Origin of the sequence: Parabacteroides sp. Y3-G-102 (assembly GCF_023656845.1) — a bacterium.
In the GTDB taxonomy this organism is placed as follows: Bacteria; Bacteroidota; Bacteroidia; order Bacteroidales; family Tannerellaceae; genus Parabacteroides; species Parabacteroides distasonis.
Genome location: NZ_JAMOKU010000028.1, coordinates 24,665 through 46,976, shown reverse-complemented (window position 1 = coordinate 46,976; position 22,312 = coordinate 24,665). Strand labels below are relative to the sequence as shown.

Annotated in this window: 19 protein-coding genes and 1 tRNA gene; 11 read left to right on the top strand and 9 right to left on the bottom strand. The window is 45.7% G+C overall.

What is annotated here, in order from left to right:
* Nucleotides 1–176: 176 nt before the first annotated feature.
* The 5 genes from NBH16_RS14650 to NBH16_RS14630 form a co-directional block, all read right to left on the bottom strand.
* Nucleotides 177–1,322 (bottom strand): tyrosine-type recombinase/integrase, encoded by a 1,146-nt coding sequence (locus NBH16_RS14650; RefSeq protein WP_250788800.1) that lies wholly within the window; start codon nucleotides 1,320–1,322, stop codon nucleotides 177–179.
* A 227-nt stretch (nucleotides 1,323–1,549) separates the two neighbouring features.
* A tRNA-Pro gene (locus NBH16_RS14645) sits at nucleotides 1,550–1,624 on the bottom strand.
* A gap of 59 nt (nucleotides 1,625–1,683) precedes the next feature.
* Complete coding sequence (locus tag NBH16_RS14640) at nucleotides 1,684–2,424, bottom strand: murein L,D-transpeptidase catalytic domain family protein (protein WP_005866080.1); 741 nt, start codon at nucleotides 2,422–2,424, stop codon at nucleotides 1,684–1,686.
* A gap of 34 nt (nucleotides 2,425–2,458) precedes the next feature.
* On the bottom strand, nucleotides 2,459–3,478 hold the full coding sequence (locus NBH16_RS14635) for a L,D-transpeptidase (RefSeq protein WP_158532936.1): 1,020 nt from the start codon (nucleotides 3,476–3,478) through the stop codon (nucleotides 2,459–2,461).
* Between the two features lie 113 nt (nucleotides 3,479–3,591).
* Nucleotides 3,592–4,680: an acyltransferase gene (locus NBH16_RS14630; protein WP_005861985.1), complete on the bottom strand. Its 1,089-nt coding sequence runs from the start codon at nucleotides 4,678–4,680 to the stop codon at nucleotides 3,592–3,594.
* A 183-nt stretch (nucleotides 4,681–4,863) separates the two neighbouring features.
* On the opposite strand from NBH16_RS14630, the gene NBH16_RS14625 reads away from it, so the two are divergent.
* Nucleotides 4,864–5,400 (top strand): HdeD family acid-resistance protein, encoded by a 537-nt coding sequence (locus NBH16_RS14625; RefSeq protein WP_005866076.1) that lies wholly within the window; start codon nucleotides 4,864–4,866, stop codon nucleotides 5,398–5,400.
* Here the strand turns inward: NBH16_RS14625 and NBH16_RS14620 are convergent.
* Nucleotides 5,395–6,300, bottom strand: a complete 906-nt coding sequence (locus tag NBH16_RS14620) for a helix-turn-helix domain-containing protein (protein WP_005861981.1) — start codon at nucleotides 6,298–6,300, stop codon at nucleotides 5,395–5,397. The genes NBH16_RS14625 and NBH16_RS14620 overlap by 6 nt on opposite strands.
* A 311-nt stretch (nucleotides 6,301–6,611) precedes the next feature.
* Between NBH16_RS14620 and NBH16_RS14615 the strand changes: the two genes are divergently transcribed.
* From NBH16_RS14615 to NBH16_RS14570, 10 genes are all read left to right on the top strand, one after another.
* Nucleotides 6,612–7,214 (top strand): TetR/AcrR family transcriptional regulator, encoded by a 603-nt coding sequence (locus tag NBH16_RS14615; protein ID WP_005861978.1) that lies wholly within the window; start codon nucleotides 6,612–6,614, stop codon nucleotides 7,212–7,214.
* A gap of 42 nt (nucleotides 7,215–7,256) precedes the next feature.
* Nucleotides 7,257–8,648, top strand: coding sequence for a TolC family protein (locus NBH16_RS14610; RefSeq protein WP_250788799.1), 1,392 nt, complete (start codon nucleotides 7,257–7,259; stop codon nucleotides 8,646–8,648).
* Nucleotides 8,649–8,694: 46 nt separating this feature from the next.
* A complete protein-coding gene (locus NBH16_RS14605; protein ID WP_008774010.1) occupies nucleotides 8,695–9,720 on the top strand; it encodes an efflux RND transporter periplasmic adaptor subunit in 1,026 nt (341 codons plus the stop codon).
* A 6-nt stretch (nucleotides 9,721–9,726) separates the two neighbouring features.
* Nucleotides 9,727–12,846 carry an efflux RND transporter permease subunit gene (locus NBH16_RS14600; protein WP_048928072.1) on the top strand — a complete coding sequence of 1,040 codons (3,120 nt, stop codon included), beginning with the start codon at nucleotides 9,727–9,729 and terminating at the stop codon, nucleotides 12,844–12,846.
* Nucleotides 12,847–13,016: 170 nt separating this feature from the next.
* Nucleotides 13,017–13,310, top strand: coding sequence for a PG0541 family transporter-associated protein (locus tag NBH16_RS14595; RefSeq protein ID WP_005866064.1), 294 nt, complete (start codon nucleotides 13,017–13,019; stop codon nucleotides 13,308–13,310).
* A 36-nt stretch (nucleotides 13,311–13,346) separates the two neighbouring features.
* Nucleotides 13,347–14,570, top strand: coding sequence for an NADH:flavin oxidoreductase (locus NBH16_RS14590; RefSeq protein ID WP_122382618.1), 1,224 nt, complete (start codon nucleotides 13,347–13,349; stop codon nucleotides 14,568–14,570).
* A complete protein-coding gene (locus tag NBH16_RS14585) occupies nucleotides 14,570–15,361 on the top strand; it encodes an SDR family NAD(P)-dependent oxidoreductase (RefSeq protein WP_122382617.1) in 792 nt (263 codons plus the stop codon). Before NBH16_RS14590 ends, NBH16_RS14585 begins: the two co-directional genes overlap by 1 nt.
* Before the next feature lie 136 nt (nucleotides 15,362–15,497).
* Nucleotides 15,498–16,082 carry a 50S ribosomal protein L25/general stress protein Ctc gene (locus tag NBH16_RS14580; protein ID WP_005861962.1) on the top strand — a complete coding sequence of 195 codons (585 nt, stop codon included), beginning with the start codon at nucleotides 15,498–15,500 and terminating at the stop codon, nucleotides 16,080–16,082.
* A gap of 85 nt (nucleotides 16,083–16,167) precedes the next feature.
* Nucleotides 16,168–16,731, top strand: coding sequence for an aminoacyl-tRNA hydrolase (gene pth / locus NBH16_RS14575; RefSeq protein ID WP_005861960.1), 564 nt, complete (start codon nucleotides 16,168–16,170; stop codon nucleotides 16,729–16,731).
* Nucleotides 16,732–16,751: 20 nt separating this feature from the next.
* Nucleotides 16,752–17,183, top strand: a complete 432-nt coding sequence (locus NBH16_RS14570; RefSeq protein WP_008774015.1) for an RNA-binding S4 domain-containing protein — start codon at nucleotides 16,752–16,754, stop codon at nucleotides 17,181–17,183.
* Nucleotides 17,184–17,358: 175 nt separating this feature from the next.
* On the opposite strand, the gene NBH16_RS14565 is transcribed toward NBH16_RS14570, so the two are convergent.
* The 3 genes from NBH16_RS14565 to NBH16_RS14555 form a co-directional block, all read right to left on the bottom strand.
* Complete coding sequence (locus tag NBH16_RS14565; RefSeq protein ID WP_005866059.1) at nucleotides 17,359–17,829, bottom strand: toxin-antitoxin system YwqK family antitoxin; 471 nt, start codon at nucleotides 17,827–17,829, stop codon at nucleotides 17,359–17,361.
* 102 nt (nucleotides 17,830–17,931) lie between these two features.
* Nucleotides 17,932–19,293 carry a beta-helix domain-containing protein gene (locus NBH16_RS14560; protein ID WP_005866058.1) on the bottom strand — a complete coding sequence of 454 codons (1,362 nt, stop codon included), beginning with the start codon at nucleotides 19,291–19,293 and terminating at the stop codon, nucleotides 17,932–17,934.
* A gap of 36 nt (nucleotides 19,294–19,329) precedes the next feature.
* Nucleotides 19,330–22,125 carry a TonB-dependent receptor gene (locus NBH16_RS14555; RefSeq protein ID WP_250788798.1) on the bottom strand — a complete coding sequence of 932 codons (2,796 nt, stop codon included), beginning with the start codon at nucleotides 22,123–22,125 and terminating at the stop codon, nucleotides 19,330–19,332.
* Nucleotides 22,126–22,312: the final 187 nt, after the last annotated feature.

The following is a 22,312-nucleotide window of genomic DNA, read 5'->3' as shown; positions in this document are numbered from 1 at the left end:
ATTCACCTAGACAAGACGTTAATACCATACCTCCCGGACGATATCCCCGGACTCCCCACGTCCCCGGAACCCCAAAAGGTGACACTGGCCGATTATCGAGCCTTAGAGAAGAAAGTGGAGATGATGATGAAATTATAGAAATGTAATCTATTAACAACGACCAGATCATATTTTCATTAAAATCCCGTATCAAAATCCGTCAACAAAGGATTCGCCTCCTTCAAATCATGTGGCGTATATATATCCGTTATTGATATTGAGGAATGCCTAGCTTGATCACGTACAGACAGAGCATCCACATTTTGGCGAAGCATCATTGTAACTCCAGAATCTTTTAGGGAATAGAACTTATAATCCTTCGGGAACTTTAAATCTCTCATAACATGAGATAACCAATAATCCCTAAACTGTTTCTCGGTTCTTCCACTCTCTCCTGGTTTGAAAGAATCTGAGAAAAGATAATAATTCATCGGATATTGGTAGATTTTCAAATCTATCATCAATTGAATAACCTTTTTATTCAATGTAACCACCGCATCTTTTCGGTTCTTCGATATATCACCACTAACTAAAATCGTTTGATTCTTAAACGATATATCCCTTATTTTCAGCATTGACATCTCTTTAGGGCGAATAAGGCAATAATATTCAATGTAACAGGCTAGCAAGAAATGTTTATTATTCCCCATCAAGTAGTTCCGTAAGCGCTCAAGATCTTTTATAGACAAGACTGTCCTGTTTTTTTGATAATGCCGCTTTCCTAAAATTTGCAAACCTTCGGCCATATTCGTTTTGTGATATCCAGAGCGTACTAGGAATTTACAAAATACACTCAAAACCCTTATGTAGTTATCATGAGTTTTGGCCGTATTGCCGCGATCAATGTATATATGATCCAAAAACTCTTGCAAAAAGCGCTGATCAATTTGGTAAATATACGTAGCCGACTGTTTCAACGACTCATTGTATTTCTTGAGATTCCTAATCTTTGATTGATATTCCACATAAGTAGCTTCTCGGATAATGTCATCGTCCAAATATTTTTTCTGTATCCGAAAGAAATGTTCTATGGCATCATCAATAAATACATAAGATAATGCTGATTCCCGCTCAATCCATGGGTTCCAACCTCTTCGAAGTTGTTCCGAAAGACGATTGATCAAATCTTTTGCATAGATCCTCCTCTCTCCTATTTTCGAAATATGATTAAGCTTGATTTTTTTTCGGCGCATCTTTCCCTTTGCTGGATCGAAGGCCATAAATCCGATATACCATTCCACACCGACATATAATTGAGGCGGAGTATAAGCTACAATGCTCAAAACACTCGAACTTTGTTTCCTTTTAGGCATTTTTTTTAACGTCAATTTTAAATTAAAATCAACGCTAAGACATTTACACTAAAAATCTTACAGACATTTCCTGTCCCAAAATTGTCCCGTTATGTTAAAACGAGGCACTTTGATAACTTATGTCCCATTCCTGTCCCGGGGGTATTAAAACAGTCAAAGGGAAACAGTTGAATACCAACCATTTCCCTTTTTCCAAGTCGGGGTACCAAGATTCGAACTTGGGACCCCCTGCTCCCAAAGCAGGTGCGCTAACCGGACTGCGCTACACCCCGTTTTGCAATTCATAGTGTTTATCTCTGATTGCGGTGCAAAGGTACGCCTTTATTTTAAACTACAAAACTTTTTGGTAACTTTTTTCATGAAAAATATCATTTTCTTGTTGAGTGGATAGAATGGAACTTTGCGTCAGATAGTTCTTATCGTTGGCGTAAATAAATAAAAGGGTTCCATTCTTTATCGTATTAATAATTGGCTTACTGACAGATACAGGCAACGCAGGGCAACCAAAGCTACGTCCTAACCGACCCGAGGAAGCTGCCACAGAAGGATCGGAATAAGAGGCGCCATGAATTACAATCGCCCTTTGCTTAGCCAAATCATTTATTCCTTTTTCCAATCCATTTAGGATAAGCGAATAGCCATTCCGGCCTTGGTACGTATTTTCCGTCAGATAAAATCCTAAAGAGCTTTTATGGGAACCGTTCTCGTTCGAGAAAGAGGTCGCATAATTCCCTCCGCTATTCTTACCGTGAGAAACCAAAGAGGTGTAAAGTATTCTCTTTTGCCGTATATCCAATACAACCATACGCTCCGCCGTAGAAGGTTTAGAGAAATCGATCAATGTAAGGATATCCTTATTTTTCCGATCAATCTTCTCGGAACCTCTAAGCCCCTGCATAAACGCATCGAAACAAACCCATTGATCCAATCGCATCTCCTCATATAATTGGCGCCCCATAACCGCCACAGACGTTGATCCCGTTTCCGGAGATAGGGCACGCAAAACGCCACCGGTTGAAATTGAACCTACAGACAAGACAATAAAAAACAAATACAAGAAAATCCTTCGCATACTAAAAAACAATAACGCCGCAAAGTTATGATTTTTATTCTAATACAAAAACAATCGTCTTATTAACAGGCGCCCAATCGTAAACAAATTGCGCATGCGAAGTCGCGTTTCTCACACACATATGAGACCGTGGTGTCGTTCCCAACGAAGGACTATATTCGATCAACGATTTACGAGGAGCGTTGACCGGTACGCCATGGATATACGCCCCATTCGTAAAACGGTTGGCATAAGGAGCGAATCCGCCAGTCTTCTTGGAACCGTCTACCAAATAGATCATGCGAGACTTTTTTTCTTGGAGAACATACATTCCCAACGGGGTTTCCTGCGCATAAGGAGGACGATGCTGTCCGGTAGTCGCAGGGTTCATGCTACGAACCAACCATTTTGAGCCGACGTGCTCCAAGGTCGCGATATTCTGGTTATGACGATCCACGAAGATCGCCTTATCGAAGACTACCGTATCCCCTATTTGCTTGATATATTTCTTCGGAGCATACCACTCCTCCTCCCCATCATACACGGTTTGTATACGAGCGAATTTAGAATCCTCATCCATCGCCTTGATACGAACCAAGCTACCGTCACGTCCATAGATCTCGGGAATCACGGTATCAGTCAGCAAATAAAGCGGGACGGATTGATAGCGTTCTACACCAAGCGTATCGGAAACCCTCTTATAGGCATCTCTCTTGAAGACTTTTACAAGAGGAGCCTCTCCATTCCTGTTTTTATAGTTCTGCAAGATCGCCCATTGAGACGGCTCCTTTTGGATCGACTCCAATAAGGATAATCTTTCTTTCATTTTCTCCCACTGGAACTCCCGTGTCGTATCTTTATAGGGGTAAGTATCTTCTAAAGTATGCTTATCGTAAAGCAGCTCTTTCTCTATTTCGATATGGGGAGGCAAAGTCTCCATGATCACAGCGGAATCCTTCGATATAGAATCCACAGGAGTTAAGACCTCGGTTTGAGCAGGCTCGGTCCTCGGCGTACAATAACTTAGCGTACAAAGGCTCGATATCAAAAGTATAAAAACTGTTCTCGTCATCATTATTACCCGGGATTTATTTGAATATCGTAAATATACGATTTTTTCCAAATAACAGGTAATCTTATCATCTTGTTTACAAAGTAACCGCGCCAAATGACAGAGCTATCCTATATTCATCCTATAATCCATTTACTGCCCGGTATTAATGAGATAATCTTTGTCGTCACATAACAGCAGATAAATGTACTTACCGCAATACATGGTATGGCGGCGACAGTAGGCAAGGCTAAGTCGTGCTTAAACACCGTTACCCACAATCCGAGCCAAAATATATGCATAAGGTACATACCGTAGCTGAGTTTAGACATCTCTGTTATGAGTCGTGGAGATTTCGAATTGCCTATGCAAGTAAAAGCGAGGAACGTACCCGCCGTAAGAAGCACACAGTTGATCGTACAGAAAGCCCATCCGATCTCTATCTCAGGTGTGACAAGAGTTACTCCGGGTATCGCTTGGACATAGAAGGAATAAATCGTCAGCAAGGCACCGACGACCATCGAGGCGATTCCGATAACCAGACGTTTAGAACGGTTCCATGTAAGATGGACATGTATATAATGTGCCAGTACGAGGTATCCTAAATAACCGGAGAAGTACCACAGTATATGGTATTCGTTCCAAAAACATTGTCCCCACACCTCGCCGAAGCAACGATTGAGATAGGGCATACAGGTCGACAACAGAAACAAGCCGATGAAAAAACGCTCTTCTTTCGCCGTGGCTTTATTCAACCATGGCGATATTACGGGTATAAATAAATAGAGGCTGATCAAAGGGTACATGAACCACAAATGTCCAGCCTGTGAAGGAAAGTTCAAGAATATTCTCGATATATCTTTCAATGATGTCTCGGCATCTATCTGCCCCCACAGCAAGGGTAAAGTGCTGTATAGTATCATAAATATGAAAAACGGCGGTAAGATGCGGATACAACGCTGACGGTAGAATTGCCAAGAGGTCAGCCCTGCCTTCATCGGCGCAAGAAGAAAGGCGGAGACAATTATAAACAATGGCACCGCCATGCGTGAGAAACCATCGTATACGGCTACCCACAACCGATCGGCCTCATTGGCCAGATAAGATTGCGGTCCCACCATATCCGTGGAGCCCTCAGCTCCATAAAAGTTTTCACTGGCGTGGACAACCATGACAAGGAAGCACGCAAACACACGCACGTAATCCAAAAAAACTATACGCTTCATTTTTTGTTTTAGTATTATTATTCGTTAGATGATTTCAAGTTTGTCTTTTTACGCGAAGCATGCATTCAAGAGGGATATATTTCGATGTTTTTCCTGATACTGCTTTATGGCGCACAAAGGTAAAAAAGTCGGAAAGAATATATACCTTTGTCATATTATAAGTGAAATCTAAAATAAAAACATATGAGATCTATTAATGGCGCGGTTTTACGTAGCGCATTCGCGATGGTATTAGGGTTTGTTTTGGTATTATGGCCGGAAGCAGCCATAACCTATCTGGTTATCACGATCGGTATACTATTCATTTTACCGGGATTATTCGCTATCCTCAGCTATTTCACCCGACCGAAGAACGAGAACGGGGAGAAACCGATGTTTCCTATCGAGGCAGCGGGAAGCGTACTGTTCGGAGCGTGGTTGGTGATCATGCCCGAGTTCTTCGTGAATATATTAATGTACGTACTCGGAGCCTTATTGGTAATTGCCGGTGTACAGCAATTGGTTTCATTGATATCCGCAAGGAAATGGAGCAATGTACCGTTGGGGTTCTACCTGATGCCGGCTTTGATCTTGATAACCGGAGTAATGATTCTTGCCTACCCGTTCGGGGCGGCGGCAAATACATTCGTAATCTTCGGTGTAGCCAGCATTTTCTACGGGGCTTGTGAGTTGATCAACTGGTATAAGTTCCGCAAGCGTATAGAAAATACCGGATTATGATTTCCGGTATTCCATGGGTGATATACCCATATGCTTCTTGAAAAACTTACCGAAAGTGGATTGATCGGAGAAGTGGAGTATATCCGCTACTTGCTGAACCGTGGCTTGCGGGGCCTTCAACAGCATCTTGGCCTCGACGATCAAGGCGTCGTCAATCCATTTATTCGCTGATTTACCCGTTAGCTCTTTCAAGATAAGCGAAAGATACTGTGGGGTAATAAATAATTTCTCGGCATAGAAAGTAACGACGTGCTGCTCCTTGCAATGCTCGAAAAGCAATTGCAGGAACTGCTCGAAAAGCTCCTCCTTCCGGGAGAGTGTAGGTGCCGTCATCAGCTCCTTCTTACCCATAAAGATATTAGCCAACTCGATAAAGAAACCGACTAAGGCGTTTTGGAGAGCCTCCTTCTGGAAAAAATGAGTACGCAGCTTCATCTTTTCCCGTAAGATTGAGAATTGGCCGGATATATGCTCAGTCTCCTCGGCACTCATCGCAGCACATGGATTCTTACGGATCTGCATATAATGCACCATAGAGTTCTTTTTCCCTGCCGGGGTAGTATATCCATCCAGAAAAGATCTGGACACGATCAACAAACGCCCTCTCAAATCTTTGCTCACTTTCGATACCTGTATGATATGAGTCGGCATCAAGGTTATAAACGTATTCTTCTCTATCTTATATGGAATATAGTCTACCGAGATATCGGCAGTACCTTCCTGTACCAAGATCATCAACAAAGCATTTAAACGCATCGGGGTGGAATGCTCCAGCCTTTTTTCCTCGTAATTAATCAAATCTCCATTCAGATCCGCTATCGATAAATCATCTTGAAAGTTGTCGCTGGACTCAATTCCCTTGATTAACTCAGTGACTTCAATTAAAGGTAAATTTTTCATATCTATCTGTAGATTTTTATTATCACCTCGGACAAAGATAGAAATAAAAAGCCAAAGACCACCCACTATTTCGTTTTTAACCAATTTTCATCCAAAATTGAACGAATAACAAGAATTTTTGACAATATCCTGTTTCATTCCATACCAATACCGTAACAGTATAAACCTTTCTGGTTTTCTAAATATATCAGACCTTTGCGAATAGATTCGACGGGAATATCCGGTCATTGGTCGATTCCAACGGACGAGTCAGCGCTTTTTACTTGTATACGGAGATTGCCCCGGCTACTTTTGACGTAACAAAAAAGAATATGATAAAAGAACAGATTATTAATACGGCGTTCGATCTTTTTTCTCAATATGGCATCAAGAGTGTGAGTATGGATGATGTAGCGAAAGCGGCTGGCATCTCCAAGCGTACACTTTACGAGTCGTTCGAGGACAAGGAAACCTTGCTGATCGAGGGGATCGATCACAATACCGAATCGCTCGGACAATATCTGACAGGACTGGAAAAAGAACCTTTCAATGCCTTGGAAGTAATCCTGCTCTTCTATGAGGAGATGATGAAAAACCCGAGATGGTTCAACGAGAAGTTTTACGAGGACTTGAAGAAATATCCGAAAGCCCAACAAAAAATAGAGATGAATAAAGCGAGAATGGGTAAGAGGTGTATGGACTTGTTCACACGGGGCGTTAAAGAGGGCGTGTTCCAAGAGGGGATCAACTTCGAGATCATGGCCTTATTGGTGAAAGAGCAGACGAAGATGTTGCGGCCTTCCAATGTCTTCTGCAAGCATTCCATCACCGAGGTATACAACACGATCCTCCTCACATTCCTGAAAGGGATCAGTACCGAGAAGGGAAGAGCGATCCTAGACCGATTCGATCTCAAACAATCCTATGATTTATAGCGAACACTTAATGAGTTTAATCACAGACAAAATCTATCCTAAATGAAACGATTATTGATGAGTAGAAAAATGATGTTGGTCACATTTATGGTATTGCCTTTTCTGGCGGCGAGACCGGTTCTGGCTCAAGACACCCTGAAACTGGATATTGGGAAAGCGCTAGAGATCGCCCTTAGCGAGAACCCGACCGTAAAAGTTGCCGATAAAGAAATACAGAAGAAAAAGTACGCACGTAAAGGCTCGTACGCTTCTCTATTTCCGCAGATCAGTTTTGCGGGGGACTACAACCGTACCTTGAAGAAACAGGTGATGTATATGGATTTCGACATGGGTGACATGGGAGGCGGCAGCTTGCCCGAAGGCACGGACATGTCGAGTATGGACGAGGGTTTCGAGGTAGGACGTAGCAACAACTGGAGCTTGGGCTTCAACGCTTCCATGCCACTGGTGAACGCCTCCTTATGGAAAAGCTTGAGTATCTCGGCCTTAGACGTGGAATTGGCGGTGGAGCAAGCTCGCTCTTCTAAGATAGCGATGGTGAACCAAGTGAAAAAGAGCTTTTACGCCGTCCTTCTGGCAAGCGACTCTTACCGGGTATTCAAGCAAAGTTACGACAATGCCATGGAGAATTATCTGGATATCAAACGGAAGTATGAACAGGGAACCGTAGCTGAATACGACTTGATACGTGCCGATGTGACGGTAAAGAATACAGAGCCTAATCTGTTGCAGGCAGAGAACTCCCTTACCTTGGCTAAATGGCAGTTAAAAGCGTTATTGGGTATGGATCTGGATTTAAATATCGATTGCGACGGGCAACTGACGGATTTCAAGTCCAGCCTCTTCGCCGACTATCTATCCACGGATACAACCTTATCCGAGAATACCGACTTGAAACAATTAGACCTTCAGGCGGAACAGCTAAAAAAGACGCTGGTCATGCAGAAATTCGATTATCTGCCGACCTTGTCGCTGACCGGTCTATATCAATGGAGTGCCATGAACAATGACTTCAAGTTCAAGAATTACAGATGGAACCCCTATTCGATGATCGGTATCACGTTATCGGTTCCTATCTTCTCCGGAGGTAGTAAATTTTATAAGGTAAAGCAGACGAAAGTCTCCATCGACCAATTAAACCTGCAACGGGACGATACCAAGCGTAATTTGCAGTTGGCCGTTAAACAGTACATAGATAATATGAATACCTGTATCAAGAAGTTCGACGCCGCCCAAAAGGGAGTCGAGCAAGCGGAACGGGGATATATGATCTCGCAAAAACGGTACGACACCGGAGCCGGTACATGGCTGGAGATGAACGATGCCGAACTTGCCTTGACGCAGGCCCGGTTGAACTTCAACCAATCTATCTACGACTATATGGTAGCGAAGGCGGATCTGGAGAAAGTATTAGGTAACGGACAGATGAATTGAAAATTAAAAATTGAAAGTTTAATAGATAATAATTAGGAACAATTATATGAAGACAAGTCAAATGCTGAAAGTAATACCGATAGCTACGTTGGCCCTGCTGATGTCTTGCTCGGGTAATAAGAGTGAGGAAGCCACGGAAACACAGAATGAGAAAGTAAAGGTGAAAGTGGAGACGGTCTCTGTTCAAGACGTGGAGCAACTCAGTGAATTTACCGCTACGGTGGAAGCGAATATCAAAAATAATATCGCTCCCCAAACCCCATTCCGTATCGAGAAAATCTTCGCCGAGGTAGGCGACCATGTAAAAGCCGGGCAGTTATTGGCCAAGATGGACGCTACAAGCCTAAAGCAAGCGAAGATACAATTGGATAACCAAGAGATCGAGTTCAAACGTATCGACGAGTTGTATAAGGTAGGCGGTGCTTCCAAATCCGCTTGGGATGCCCAAAAGACTTCCTTGGAAGTGGCTCGCGAGACGTATAAAAACTTGGTGGAGAACACCCAATTGCTAAGCCCGATCAGCGGAGTCGTAACCGCCCGCAACTACGATAGCGGCGATATGTACAGCGGCGGAAACCCCATCTATACGGTAGAGGAAATCCGTCCGGTCAAATTAATGGTGAATGTCTCCGAGAGTCTTTTTACGAAAGTGAAGAAAGGCCATGAGGTAGACATCCGGCTGGATGTGTACGGAGACGAGGTTTTCAAGGGTAAAGTCAACTTAGTTTACCCGACGATCGATCCCGCTACCCGCACGTTCCCCGTGGAGATCAAGATCGCCAACTCGGATGAGCGAGTGCGACCGGGTATGTTCGCCCGGGTGACAATGAGTTTCGGCCATATGGATCACGTGGTGGCTCCGGATCGCTCTATCGTAAAACAATCAGGCGCCGGCGACCGGTATATCTATGTATGCAAAGACGGCAAGGTATCCTACCAGAAGGTGGAGCTAGGACGCCGTATGGGTGATAAATATGAGATCATATCCGGAGTGGAGGATGGCGACCAAGTGGTTATCACCGGGCAAAGCCGCCTGACGAACGGTATGGAAGTTGAAATCGAAAACGAATAACAGACTATGAGTTTATATGGAACAGCGGTAAGAAAGCCCGTATCGACCGCCCTTGTATTTGTGGCGATCGTGATCTTCGGACTTTTTTCCTTAAGCAGGTTATCAGTGGACTTGCTTCCGGAGATAGAGACGAACACCATCATGGTGATGACGGCCTATCCCGGCGCCAGCGCTTCGGATATCGAGATGAATGTTTCGAAGCCCTTGGAAAACGTGTTGAATAGCGTAAGCGACTTGAAGCATATCACGTCGCAATCCCGTGAGAATATATCGATCGTAACGTTGGAATTTAATTATGGCATCGATATCGATGTCGCCACGAACGATGTCCGCGACAAACTGGACATGGTAGAGTCTTCCCTACCCGATGACGTAGAGAATCCGATCATCTTCAAGTTCGGTACGGACGATATTCCCATCTTGATCCTCTCCGTAACCGCGGAGGAGAGCACGAACGCTCTTTACAAGATCTTGGATGATAAGGTATCCAACCCATTGGCACGTATCAGTGGCGTGGGCGCCGTTTCTATCTCCGGTACGCCGATCCGTGAGTTGCAAGTGTATTGCGACCCGTACAAGTTGGAGGCTTACGGCCAGACCATCGAAGGTATCTCTACCATCATCGCGCAAGAGAACCGGAATACACCGGGGGGTAGCGTAGATATCGGCTCAAATACCTACTCCTTGCGTGTTCAAGGAGAATTCACGGACGCTAAGCAGATGCTGGACCTAGTGATCGGTAGCCAGAACGGAAAGAACATATATCTGCGTGACGTGGCCCGTGTAGAGGACAGTATCGAGGAACGTGCGCAAGAGACGTTCAACAACGGCACGAAAGGTGGTATGATCGTCATACAGAAACAGTCCGGAGCGAACTCGGTGAACATCGCCAAGAAGGTACACCAGAAACTTCCGGAGATACAGGCTAGCTTACCCTCAGACGTGAAGCTGGACGTAATCATGGATACTTCCACGAATATCTTGAATACGATCGATAGCTTGAAAGAGACGATCATGATTACCTTTATCATCGTTATGTTGGTGGTATTCGTGTTTTTGGGACGTTGGAGGGCCACGTTTATCATTATCTTGACCATCCCGATCTCCTTGATCGCTTCTTTCGCTTATTTGCTGGCCTCGGGTAATACGTTAAACATTATCTCGTTGAGCTCACTTTCTATCGCTATCGGCATGGTGGTGGACGACGCTATCGTGGTATTGGAGAACGTAACGACCCATATCGAGCGGGGTAGCCAGCCGAAACAGGCCGCCGTACACGCCACGAACGAGGTAGCTATCTCGGTTATCGCCTCCACCCTTACGATGTTGGCGGTGTTCTTGCCGTTGACGATGGTTACGGGTATGGCGGGTATCTTATTTAAGCAGTTGGGATGGATCGTTAGTATCATCATGATCGTTTCTACGGTAGGTGCCTTGACATTGACCCCGATGCTTTGCTCACAGTTATTACGCCAGCAACCGGAGAAGGGTAAATTGTACCGGATGTTCTTCACGCCTATCGAAAAGGGATTGAACGCCTTGGATCGCGGTTACGGACGCTTCTTGAACTGGGCCGTACGCCACCGGAAAACGGTGATCGTAGGCGCTACGCTGATCTTCATCGGCAGTATGATGCTGATACCGGTCATCAAGACGGAATTTTTCCCGACGCAAGATAACGCACGCATCGGTATAACGATTGAGTTGCCGATCGGTACACGGCAGGATATTACCCGTGAGTTAGCTCTCGACATCGACAAGAAGTTCCGTGAGAAATATCCGGAGATCCTGATCAGTAACTTCACGGAAGGTACGGCGGATACGGATAATACCTTCGCCCAGCTAAGCAATAACGGTACGCATATCATCGAGTTCAATATAAACCTGACTAGCGTGGGCGACCGTGAGAGAGGTCTTACCGAGATTTGCGAGTTGATGCGGCAGGACTTAGCCCAATACAGCGAGATCAAGAAATTCGAGGTACTCGCCGGAGGGCAGGAAGGTTCTATGGGTGGAGAGACCTCGGTTAACATCGAGATCTATGGTTTTGATTTCGCCCAGACGGATGCCGTGGCGAATGAGATCGCCCGTCGTATGAGAAATGTAAAAGGATGCTCGCAAGTAAATATCAGCCGTGAGGATTATATCCCGGAATACCAGATCGACTTCGACCGGGAGAAACTGGCCATCAACGGGCTGAACGTAACAACCGCCTCCATGTATCTCCGAAACCGTGTAAATGGTTCCACCGCTTCAAAATATCGTGAGGATGGAGATGAGTATGATATCAAGGTACGTTACGCCCCAGAGTTCCGTGAGTCCGTAGAGGATCTTGAGAATATTTTGATCTATAACAATGAAGGCAAAGGCATCCGCATCCGTGATTTAGGCAAGGTAGTGGAACGTATGACTCCCCCGACCATCGAGCGTAAAGACCGTGAGCGTGTGATCACCGTATCTGCCGTAGCGGGTAAGGGAGCAGCATTGAGCGACTTGGTTGCCGCCGCCCGGAATGAGTTGAAACAAATGGATATCCCATCCGACGTAAGTTGGCAGTTGGGTGGAACATTCGAAGATCAGCAGGATACATTTACCGATTTGGGTATCTTGATGGTATTGATCATCATCTTGGTATTCATCGTGATGGCTGCCCAGTTCGAGTCGTTGGTAGACCCGTTCGTGATCATGTTCTCTATCCCGTTCGCCTTTACAGGTATCGTATTGGGATTGGCGGTCACGCAGACACCATTGGGCGTTATGGCTTTGATCGGCGTGATCATGTTGATGGGTATCGTGGTTAAGAACGGTATCGTGCTGATCGACTATACGATCTTATGCCGGGAGCGTGGCATGGGTATTATCACGTCGGTAGTGACTGCCGGAAAATCCCGTCTCCGTCCGGTATTGATGACAACGTTGACGACCGTTTTGGGTATGATCCCGATGGCGGTGGGAACCGGCGAGGGTTCCGAGATGTGGCGCTCGATGGGTATGACTGTGGCTTGGGGTCTTTCCGTATCCACCTTGATTACCTTGATTATTGTTCCGACGGTCTATGCCGTATTCGCTGCCAACGGCGTAAAACGAAGACGCCGCAAAATAAGGAAGGCATTACGAAATAATTAATTATCTTTGCGTACCATAGGGAAGCCGAGGCCAAGCAAACCTCGATGGGCATTGTTAGGTCATAACAATGCCCATTGTAAGGTGCTTACGATGCCCATAATAAGCAGGCTTGAATGCCCATCGTAAGAAAAGCTTCCCTACGGATATGCGATCTCATAAAAAACAACTATATGAAAGCGATATTTATATCTTTCAATCAAGCGTATTACGAAGCTATCGTCAGTATCATGGACCGTAATAACCTTAAAGGTTTTACCTATTGGGATGTCGTGCAAGGACGGGGAAGTAAAACAGGCGAGCCACATTACGGCAATCACGCTTGGCCTACCTTGAATTCAGCTATCCTTACGATGGTAGAAGACGAGAAGGTCGATCATTTTCTGGAAATCCTACACAACTTAGACAAGGAAACGGAAGCGCAAGGGCTTCGGGCCTTCGTCTGGAATATAGAGAAAACCATCTAACTTAATTTTTCGAAACAACTACATTAATCTATTGATATGGACAAATCAATCCTGTTTACACCCGGTAAGATCGGTCCGCTAACACTTAGGAACCGCACGATCCGGGCCGCCGCATTCGAGAGTATGTGCCCGAGAAACGCTCCCTCGGAGCAGTTATTCAACTATCACACATCCGTAGCCGCCGGAGGGATCGGCATGACGAACATAGCTTATGCCGCCGTGACGCAAAGCGGCTTGTCGTTCGAGCGTCAGCTGTGGATGCGTCCGGATATTATTCCCGGCCTCCGCAAGCTCACCGACGCTATCCATAAAGAGGGAGCCGCCGCTTCCATCCAGTTAGGCCATTGTGGTAATATGTCGCATAAGCGGATTTGCGGATGCACGCCTATTTCAGCGTCCAGCGGTTTCAACCTCTACTCTCCCACGATCGTACGAGGTATGAGACAATCCGAGATCGCTTCCATGGCTCGTGCCTACGGTGAGGCCGTACGATTGGCACGTGAGGCAGGTATGGACGCTGTCGAGATCCATGCCGGGCATGGTTATCTGATCAGCCAATTCCTTTCCCCGTATACCAACCACCGGAAAGACGAATATGGAGGAAGCCTTGAGAACCGTATGCGCTTCATGAGAATGTGTATGGAAGAGGTGATGAAAGCAGCAGGTTCCGACATGGCCGTAACCGTAAAGACCAATATGCGGGACGGGTTCAAGGGAGGACTTGAAATAGACGAATGTCTAGAAGTAGCCCGTACACTCCAAGACCAATGCGGAGCGCATGCCTTAGTACTAAGCGGCGGATTCGTGAGCCGTGCCCCCATGTATGTAATGCGGGGAGAAATGCCGATCCGTACGATGGCGTATTATATGCCTCGCGGCTATCTACCGATTGGAATCCGCATGGTGGGTAAATATATGATTCCCTCGGAACCGTTTAAGGAGGCTTACTTCCTTGAAGATGCGTTGAAATTCCGCAAAGCCTTACATTTACCTCTTATTTACGTAGGAGGATTAGTCTCCAGAGACAAGATCGAGGAGGTACTGAACGACGGGTTCGAGTTTGTGGCCATGGCACGTGCCTTGGTGAACGAGCCGGGCTTCGTCAACCGTATGAAAGAAGACGAGCACGCCCGTTGCGATTGTGGGCATAGCAACTATTGTATCGCCCGTATGTATAGTGAGGATATGGTCTGTCATAAGAACGTGAAAGGTCTTCCGGAATGTATCGTACGTGAAATCAAAAGGCTTGAATATAAATAATGGAAAAGAAATGGGCTTTAGTCACGGGGGCCAGCTCCGGAATAGGTCTCGCCTATGCCGAGGAACTAGCCTCACGAGGCTATCAGTTAGTGATCGTCAGCAATGAGAAGCAGGCGATCCGGGAGAAAGGTGAGTTTCTCTCCGAGAAATATGGTATAGAAGTTTTGCCGCTTTATCGTGATTTGGCGATCCCCGGGGCGGCCAAGGAGCTATATGATACTTGCCAAGAGAAAAACATCCCAATAGAGGTATTGGTCAATAACGCCGGTATGTTTTTTTTCTGCGAGACCTTACAAGCTAAGGCCAACATCGTCGAGAAAATGCTCTACCTCCACGTGACCACTCCTACCCAGCTTTGTTATTATTTCGGGCAAGAGATGAAGAAACGGCGTCATGGATATATCCTCAATATGTCATCCCTATCTTGTTGGCTACCTTATCCGGGAATTACGCTGTACGCTTCCACCAAGCGATACTTGAAAAGCTTCTCCCGAGGCTTGCGTTCGGAGTTACTGGATTATGGAGTAAGCGTAACCGTACTTTGTCCCGGCGCCGTCGCCACGAATTTATATAACCTAAGCGACAACTTAAAGACCTTAGCGATCCGCCTAGGTATCATGATGCGCCCGGAAAAACTGGCTAAAAAAGGGATTAATGCCTTGTTTCACCACCGGGCTTCCCTATTACCGGGTCTCTTCAACAAAATATGCACACCCCTCGTTGTGCTCCTCCCCCACGGCCTTGTCCGCTGGATCATGCGAACCACGAAATTAGTGAAGCTAGATCGATAATCCGACAAATAACATGCGAAATATTTGTCACATCAAACAAAAATCGTATCTTTGCACCGCTTTTTAGCCCCGTACCGTGTGATGGGAAATTAGGAAGCAAAATAACTAATTTTGAGTAACACAAAAATTAAAGAAAATGAAGACTTTTGAGTTAGAAGGAAAAGGAAGAGAGATCGTCGCTCGTTCCGCTGATCAGAAAAGAGCCTTGAAGGCAATGCGTAAGAACAATGAAATTCCCGCTGTATTATACGGTGGCGAAAAAGTAACTCACTTCACGGTTACAAAAGAAGCCGTTCGTAAGTTGGTTTACACTCCGGAGATTTTCGTTGTTGAGTTAAGCATTGACGGTAACAAGACGATGGCAATCGTTAAGGACATGCAGTTCCAACCTGTAACTGACGAAATCCTTCACATGGACTTCTTGGAAGTATCTAAGGACAAAGCCGTAGTAATGGAAGTTCCGGTTGTTTTGGAAGGTCACGCAGAAGGTGTTAAAGCCGGTGGTAAGTTGTCTCTTCAAATGAGAAAACTGAAAGTGAAAGCTATATACGATCAAATCCCTGAAAAGTTGACGATTAATGTGGATCACCTTGGCTTAGGTAAGACTATGCAGGTAGGAGCTTTGCACTTCGAAGGTCTTGAATTGATGAACGCTAAAAACGCTGTTGTTTGCGCCGTTCAATTGACTCGTGCCGCTCGTGGTGCTCAGGCTAAAGGATAATCTGAGGTAAAAACATTATTACAATACATGAAGGGGAGGATATTCATAGAATGTTCTTCCCCTTTCTTTTATAGATTCGAGGATAATGAAATATTTGATAACAGGACTTGGTAATATCGGTTCCGAATATTGGGGAACCCGCCATAATATAGGTTTCCGGGTTGTCAACCATCTGGTAGAGAGCGTAGGAGGCAATTTCACTGAGGAGCGATACGGGGCAATCGCACGCATACGGGTGAAAAACTGTGACTTGATCGTGCTAAAGCCGAATACTTTTATGAACCTCAGCGGCAACGCCGTTCGGTACTGGTTGCAAAAAGAGAACATTCCCGTGGAAAATCTATTGATTGTCGTAGATGATCTGGCATTGCCATTCGGAACCTTACGTCTGAAACCAAAGGGTAGCGACGCCGGGCATAACGGGTTGAAGAATATCGCCCAGTTATTGAATACGCAGGAATATTCCCGCCTTCGTTTCGGCATAGGCAGCGATTTCCCACGGGGCGGACAGATCGATTACGTGCTAGGGAAATTTCCCCCGGAGGAATTGCAATTGATGCCAGAGATATTGGATCGTGCGACAGAGATCATCAAGAGCTTCTGCCTCGCCGGCATCCAGATTACGATGAATCAATTTAATAATAAATAAAAGAGACTGAGAATACAGATATGAACGAGGTACGTATCGATAAATGGATGTGGGCGACCCGTATCTTTAAGACCCGCACGATAGCCGCGGAAGCTTGCAAGAAAGGGCGTATCATGATAGGTGGAGTAACGATCAAACCTTCCCGCATGATCAAGGTTGGCGATGTGATCCAAGTGCGTAAACCGCCGATCACCTTCTCTTTTAAGGTAATCGGATTGATCGAGAATCGTGTGGGCGCAAAGCTCGTCCCGAATTACTTGGAGAACGTGACAACCCCGGATCAGTATGAGATTCTGGAGATGAACCGTATCTCCGGTTTCGTGAACCGTGCGAAAGGTCTCGGACGTCCTACCAAGAAAGACCGTCGTGAACTGGAGCAATTCACTGAGCCGGAATTCATGGATGACGGATTCGATTTCGAGTTCGACTTTGGAGAAGAGGAAGAGGAGTAAGCATACTGATTTCCATTCAATTACATTTACCAATATTTTCATCAAGAAGTAAAAGTATTTTCACCTAGAGGTAAAACTGTTTACATACTGATGTAACGCCATTTACCTCTAGAGGAAAAAACATTTACCATTAGAGGTAAATGGCGTTACAACGGTATGTAAACGGCAATTATCCCTATTGATTCTCCTCGGAAAGCAGATTCCCCTCCTCATCCCAGCTACGCCAGACACCAGATTTCTTCCCTGCCGTATAGAACATCTCATACAACAAATTTCCCTTATCACTCCAGATACGCCAAGGGCCGTCCTTTTGCCCTTCCTTATAAGAAGCCAGGCCGATCAGCTGGCCGTTCTCATTATATGTACGCCATTCTCCGTGAAAGATCCCATGATAATAGGAACGCACCTCGGCGATCTTGCCACTCGGATAATAAATCACGTAAGTTCCCTCCGGACGGCCATCTTTCAAATATAACTCCATCTTAAGCATACCATCGTCATAAAATTCCGTATAACGACCCGTATATGGAGTGGTTTGCGTGGCATCGGTATAATACTGTCCTTCGCTTAAAACCAAGTCTTGCGCTTGTACGGTCCATGAGGCCCCCGCCATAAAAGCAGAAAATAACAATAGCTTTTTATTCATGATACATTCTTATCTAAATTATATGCGAAAAGACACCGAGGGATCTTTCCGGATACCTCAGTGCCCCAAACAAATTCACAGCCTATTCAAAGTCAAGCTAAATTAATATTCAGTGTTATTCGGATCGAAGTTGGTCCAGTTAGCGGCCCAGTCATTCTTGCCATCAAAAGCTCCCTTATAAGATACCTTCTCGAAGAAAGCGTCGTTCAAAGCCGTATCAGAGAAATCCGCTCCGTCAATCTTATCCGCTACGATCGATGTATAGTCACCATCTTTAGCGATGATATCATTGCTGGAAGCGTAAGTAAGGTTGCTCAAGTCTGCTGTCTGAAAGTAATTTTGGCTAGTTTCATCCTTGAAATTCTCCCACATACCGGCGAAGATCACATTCTTAACAACCGCACCCACATTTGCGTTTTGCAGATACAAACCGTATGGCCAACCCACGAAAATCGAGTTATACACATTCAAGGAAGAGTTACGGCGGATGTGCATAGCGGCTTGGAATGATCCACCCTTAGCGCCATTAGCCGCGTCTTCCGTAACATAAAAGATATCATTTTCCGTTTTACCAGCTGATTCACCATAGAACGGACCGATCAAGGTCACGTTAGAAAAGACCGGAGTGGTAAGTGGAGTATTATTGGAACCATCAGCGTCGTTATCAGACTCGAAGCCATTGGACTTGGACGTATCAGCGTGCTTCGGGTCGCGAACGCCTAACAAGAACTGCAATTTACCTTGGAATCCATAGTCCGTATCAAACTCATCATCCCAACCTTTGTAAGCAATCAGGTGTTTTGCGTTTACCGTACCGCCAAACCACTCGAATGAGTCGTCGCCACAGAAAGAGACCTGCACGTATTCGATCGTAGTGCCACGGCCAACACCACCGCAAGTCAAACCATTGATCTCCTTATTTGGCTCCAATGGATAACCGGCGAACTCGATACGGACATATTTCACGATACCGGAGTTATCTTCCGGATCCTTTCCACCGTAGTAAGAACGAGGACCGCCCTCTATCTGAGCCTCGCCAGCCGTATTATTCACGATAGACTTGCCACAAAGAATCAAGCCACCCCAATCACCATAGGTACGAGAAGCTTTCGGTTGGTCGGAAGTGAACACGATCGGTTTCTCCGCCGTACCCTCGGCGATGAGCTTTCCGCCACGCTCGACGATCAAGGAGCCTTTAGACGATTTCTCCCCCTTGATTACCGTTCCCGGCTCGATCGTCAAGGTCACGCCATCCGTCACATATACGAAACCTCTCAACAGGTTGTTATCAGCAGCCTTCAAGGTCATATCCGAGGTAATCTCACCTTCCAATATAACATCTTGAGTTTCCTCTACAGGCGGCTCTACATTTACGAGATCATCATCGTCGCCACAAGCGGTTGTTCCAAACATCGTGGCCATACAGAAAGCGGCGGCCACACCTTTTAATAATAACTTGTTCATAAGTAAACGAATTTAGTTTATATGAGTGAATTCAAATTAAAACTTCACGGCTACACCTAGATTCACGGTCACACCCGGACGATAGCTACGGATTAATTGCTCGACCTCCCGTTTCTCTCCGGAAGCCTCTGTTAATTCTAGGAATTGTTTATATTCTACTTTTGAGTTCAATAGATCTTTTACGCCTCCCTTGACCTCCACGTATTTACCGATCTTCTTCGAGAAACTCAAGTCCAAGGAGTTACGGGGCATCTCATAGATATCGGGAATATCATCGTTCGGCTTCTGCTTCGGTACGCCTACCGTCTCAATACGCTTGCCAATCCGGTTATACAAGGCGGAGGCTGAGATTCCTGCGTTGTCATTCTGATAGAATAAGCCCGTATTGATCAAGTAAGGGGATTGCCCCTGCATCGCACGATCCCGCTCGAAAGAGCCCTCGGCGAAATACACCCTACTATGGATATAAGCCCCGTTGAATACGAAGCTCAAGCCTTTCAGACCGATAAAGTCCAGATTCTTCTTGATATCCAGCTCCACGCCGAAAGCATTCGCATGATCGGCGTTGTGGTATGTGTACTGCAATCCGGAACCCGCTTCCATATAGGTTTGCTCGATCGGATTATCGAACCGTTTGTAGAAACCGCCGATCGTCACCGTCTCACCCGGAGCCGGGTAAAATTCATAACGCAGATCCATATTATTCGCATAAGCGTTCTTCAAGTTTACGTTACCCGTGATATTCGCATCTAAGGCGAAATCATAATATACGTAAGGTACGATCTCCCGGAACTCCGCCCTATTCACGGAACGTCCATAAGCCAAGCGTACTTGGTGCTTCTCATTCAAATTATAAGCGATGTTGACGGAAGGAAAGAAATCCGTAGCGTTCTGATCCAGATGCACCGGTTTTATACCGTCCGACTCATAACCATCTAATTTCAATTGATAGTACTCCATACGTACACCTACGTTCGCATTCAGCCTCTCTCCCCAGTTCAGTTTAGCGGCTACGTAAGCGGCACCCAGCAGATTATCGGAAGTATAAGAGTCGCTCTTGTTCGTACTCTCTTTCATATAGATACGATCGGTCGATATATTTGCGTCCGAGAAGACCGAGCTGTAGTCCCATTCGGCAAAACGGTCATAACCACTTCCCAGCATATTATAGACAAAACGACGGGCATCAAAGTTACGTTTCTTAAACTCTCCATATACCCCCGTGTTCAAGACAGGGGTAAACATCTCCGAGACGGCGAACTTATGCTCGTAATTCAAGGCGGCGGAAGCGCTGTTATCTTTCAAGTCTTGATAATAACGAGTCGGGTCGGACACGTAATAACGAGAGTCACCATCCGTCGTACTCTCCAAAGATTTTACCACCTTGCGATCCGGTTCCTTGTAAGCGGCGAAAGCATAACCTAACGTCCAATCCAGTTTATTCATATCTTCTCTCAATTTATGCTCCCCGCTTAGCTGGCCGGAATAGGTAGTGCGTCCGGTATAAAGGGATTCCCATTTCCGGATATTTTGGTCGGAGTAGAAATCCGTTCCCTCTCGTTGCGATAAGGAAGAGGTTCCACGCTGGTTGAAGAAATTCCTGAACTCATATTTGCTCGTTCCCTTCATCAACGACCAGTTGAACAAGGCTCCTAATTTTGTCGTATTCTTATATTGTACATCATCGTAGCGGTAACGGTATGAGGATTGATCCTTGGCCATGTCGTACGAGAGGTAGTTGTTGTTTTTCATCTCGTAATAATCATAGCCTGTGCTATAGTTCACACTGGTGATATTACCGATCTTCATGTCACCGATATCAAAGGTACGATTCATCATGAACGTCAGTTTCTGTTCCGGCATCGCCGTGAAATGACACACGTTCCATCCTGTATTCACCCGCTTCGTAAACGCCGCCGCATCCGCTGCCGATATGTCGTTCAAATGAGATGGGGCGTTCGAGGGTAACATTCGGGAGCCAGCGCCAAAGCCCAGATAATCCAAGGCGGAACCTTTCGTCAGTTGGAAATCTCGGAAAGCGGAGTTTGTATTAAACCCGACTTGATAGGAGACGTTGAGCGTATTACCCTCGGGAATATTCTTTGTCAGCACCCGCACGAAACCTCCGGAGAAATCCGCCGGCAATTCCGCCGAGGGGCTTTTATAGATCATCATATTATCGATCAAGGAAGAGGGCAGCACGTCGAATGAGAAAGCACGACTATCCGTCTCGCTGGAAGGAGTCGTGGCATTGTTCAGCCATACATTATTATAACGTTGCGCCAGACCCCGGACCACGATGAAACGGTCGTCCACGATGGTGATTCCCGGGATACGGCGTAGTACCTCGGCGGCATCGCTATCCTGTGTTTTACTGATTTGCTGGGCGGAGATACCATTCACGACCGGAAGGCTCTTGCGTACGGTATTTTGTACGGCCATCTCGGTTCCCAATTTCCGTTGGGCCACTACGACCACATTCTGTAATTGGAGGTTAGCGTCGGAAAGCTCGATATTCAACACCGCCTCTTGGCGTGCGACTACCGGAACATCCTTTACCGTTTGCGTTTGGTACGACACGTAAGAGGCGGCTACCGTATAAGTACCTGGTCTCACGTTCTCGATACGGAAATTACCGTCTATATCCGTGATAGCGCCAACCGTAGTCCCCTCGATCACGACCGAGGCGCCGATCAACGGTTCTTTCATCTTTGCGTCCGTAACTGTCCCGCAGATAACCCCTGTTTGTGCCCATAGAGAGAATGACAGGAAAACTCCCACCCAGAAAAGCCCTAACCTTTTCAATCTTTTGCCCCTTAAACTCTTTCCCATTATCTTACTACTTATTATTTCATCTTTGATTTCGACGCAAAAGTACGGGGGCGGTATTTCAAAGATGTTTAGATCCGATAACAATAAAGACAACAAATGTTACATTTTTAAGACCGCAACTTTTCCTTATCGTTTGACATAGCTAACGTATTTTTACTACATTTGCACTCCTGAATGCATAAAGACA

What these genes read in the sequence shown, in the direction of transcription:
- NBH16_RS14640 (WP_005866080.1), bottom strand. Translation starts at nt 2,424, where the DNA reads ATGCGAAGGATTTTCTTGTATTTGTTTTTTATTGTCTTGTCTGTAGGT.
- NBH16_RS14635 (WP_158532936.1), bottom strand. Translation starts at nt 3,478, where the DNA reads ATGATGACGAGAACAGTTTTTATACTTTTGATATCGAGCCTTTGTACG.
- NBH16_RS14630 (WP_005861985.1), bottom strand. Translation starts at nt 4,680, where the DNA reads ATGAAGCGTATAGTTTTTTTGGATTACGTGCGTGTGTTTGCGTGCTTC.
- NBH16_RS14625 (WP_005866076.1), top strand. Translation starts at nt 4,864, where the DNA reads ATGAGATCTATTAATGGCGCGGTTTTACGTAGCGCATTCGCGATGGTA.
- NBH16_RS14620 (WP_005861981.1), bottom strand. Translation starts at nt 6,300, where the DNA reads ATGAAAAATTTACCTTTAATTGAAGTCACTGAGTTAATCAAGGGAATT.
- NBH16_RS14615 (WP_005861978.1), top strand. Translation starts at nt 6,612, where the DNA reads ATGATAAAAGAACAGATTATTAATACGGCGTTCGATCTTTTTTCTCAA.
- NBH16_RS14610 (WP_250788799.1), top strand. Translation starts at nt 7,257, where the DNA reads ATGAAACGATTATTGATGAGTAGAAAAATGATGTTGGTCACATTTATG.
- NBH16_RS14605 (WP_008774010.1), top strand. Translation starts at nt 8,695, where the DNA reads ATGAAGACAAGTCAAATGCTGAAAGTAATACCGATAGCTACGTTGGCC.
- NBH16_RS14600 (WP_048928072.1), top strand. Translation starts at nt 9,727, where the DNA reads ATGAGTTTATATGGAACAGCGGTAAGAAAGCCCGTATCGACCGCCCTT.
- NBH16_RS14595 (WP_005866064.1), top strand. Translation starts at nt 13,017, where the DNA reads ATGAAAGCGATATTTATATCTTTCAATCAAGCGTATTACGAAGCTATC.
- NBH16_RS14590 (WP_122382618.1), top strand. Translation starts at nt 13,347, where the DNA reads ATGGACAAATCAATCCTGTTTACACCCGGTAAGATCGGTCCGCTAACA.
- NBH16_RS14585 (WP_122382617.1), top strand. Translation starts at nt 14,570, where the DNA reads ATGGAAAAGAAATGGGCTTTAGTCACGGGGGCCAGCTCCGGAATAGGT.
- NBH16_RS14580 (WP_005861962.1), top strand. Translation starts at nt 15,498, where the DNA reads ATGAAGACTTTTGAGTTAGAAGGAAAAGGAAGAGAGATCGTCGCTCGT.
- pth (WP_005861960.1), top strand. Translation starts at nt 16,168, where the DNA reads ATGAAATATTTGATAACAGGACTTGGTAATATCGGTTCCGAATATTGG.
- NBH16_RS14570 (WP_008774015.1), top strand. Translation starts at nt 16,752, where the DNA reads ATGAACGAGGTACGTATCGATAAATGGATGTGGGCGACCCGTATCTTT.
- NBH16_RS14565 (WP_005866059.1), bottom strand. Translation starts at nt 17,829, where the DNA reads ATGAATAAAAAGCTATTGTTATTTTCTGCTTTTATGGCGGGGGCCTCA.
- NBH16_RS14560 (WP_005866058.1), bottom strand. Translation starts at nt 19,293, where the DNA reads ATGAACAAGTTATTATTAAAAGGTGTGGCCGCCGCTTTCTGTATGGCC.
- NBH16_RS14555 (WP_250788798.1), bottom strand. Translation starts at nt 22,125, where the DNA reads ATGGGAAAGAGTTTAAGGGGCAAAAGATTGAAAAGGTTAGGGCTTTTC.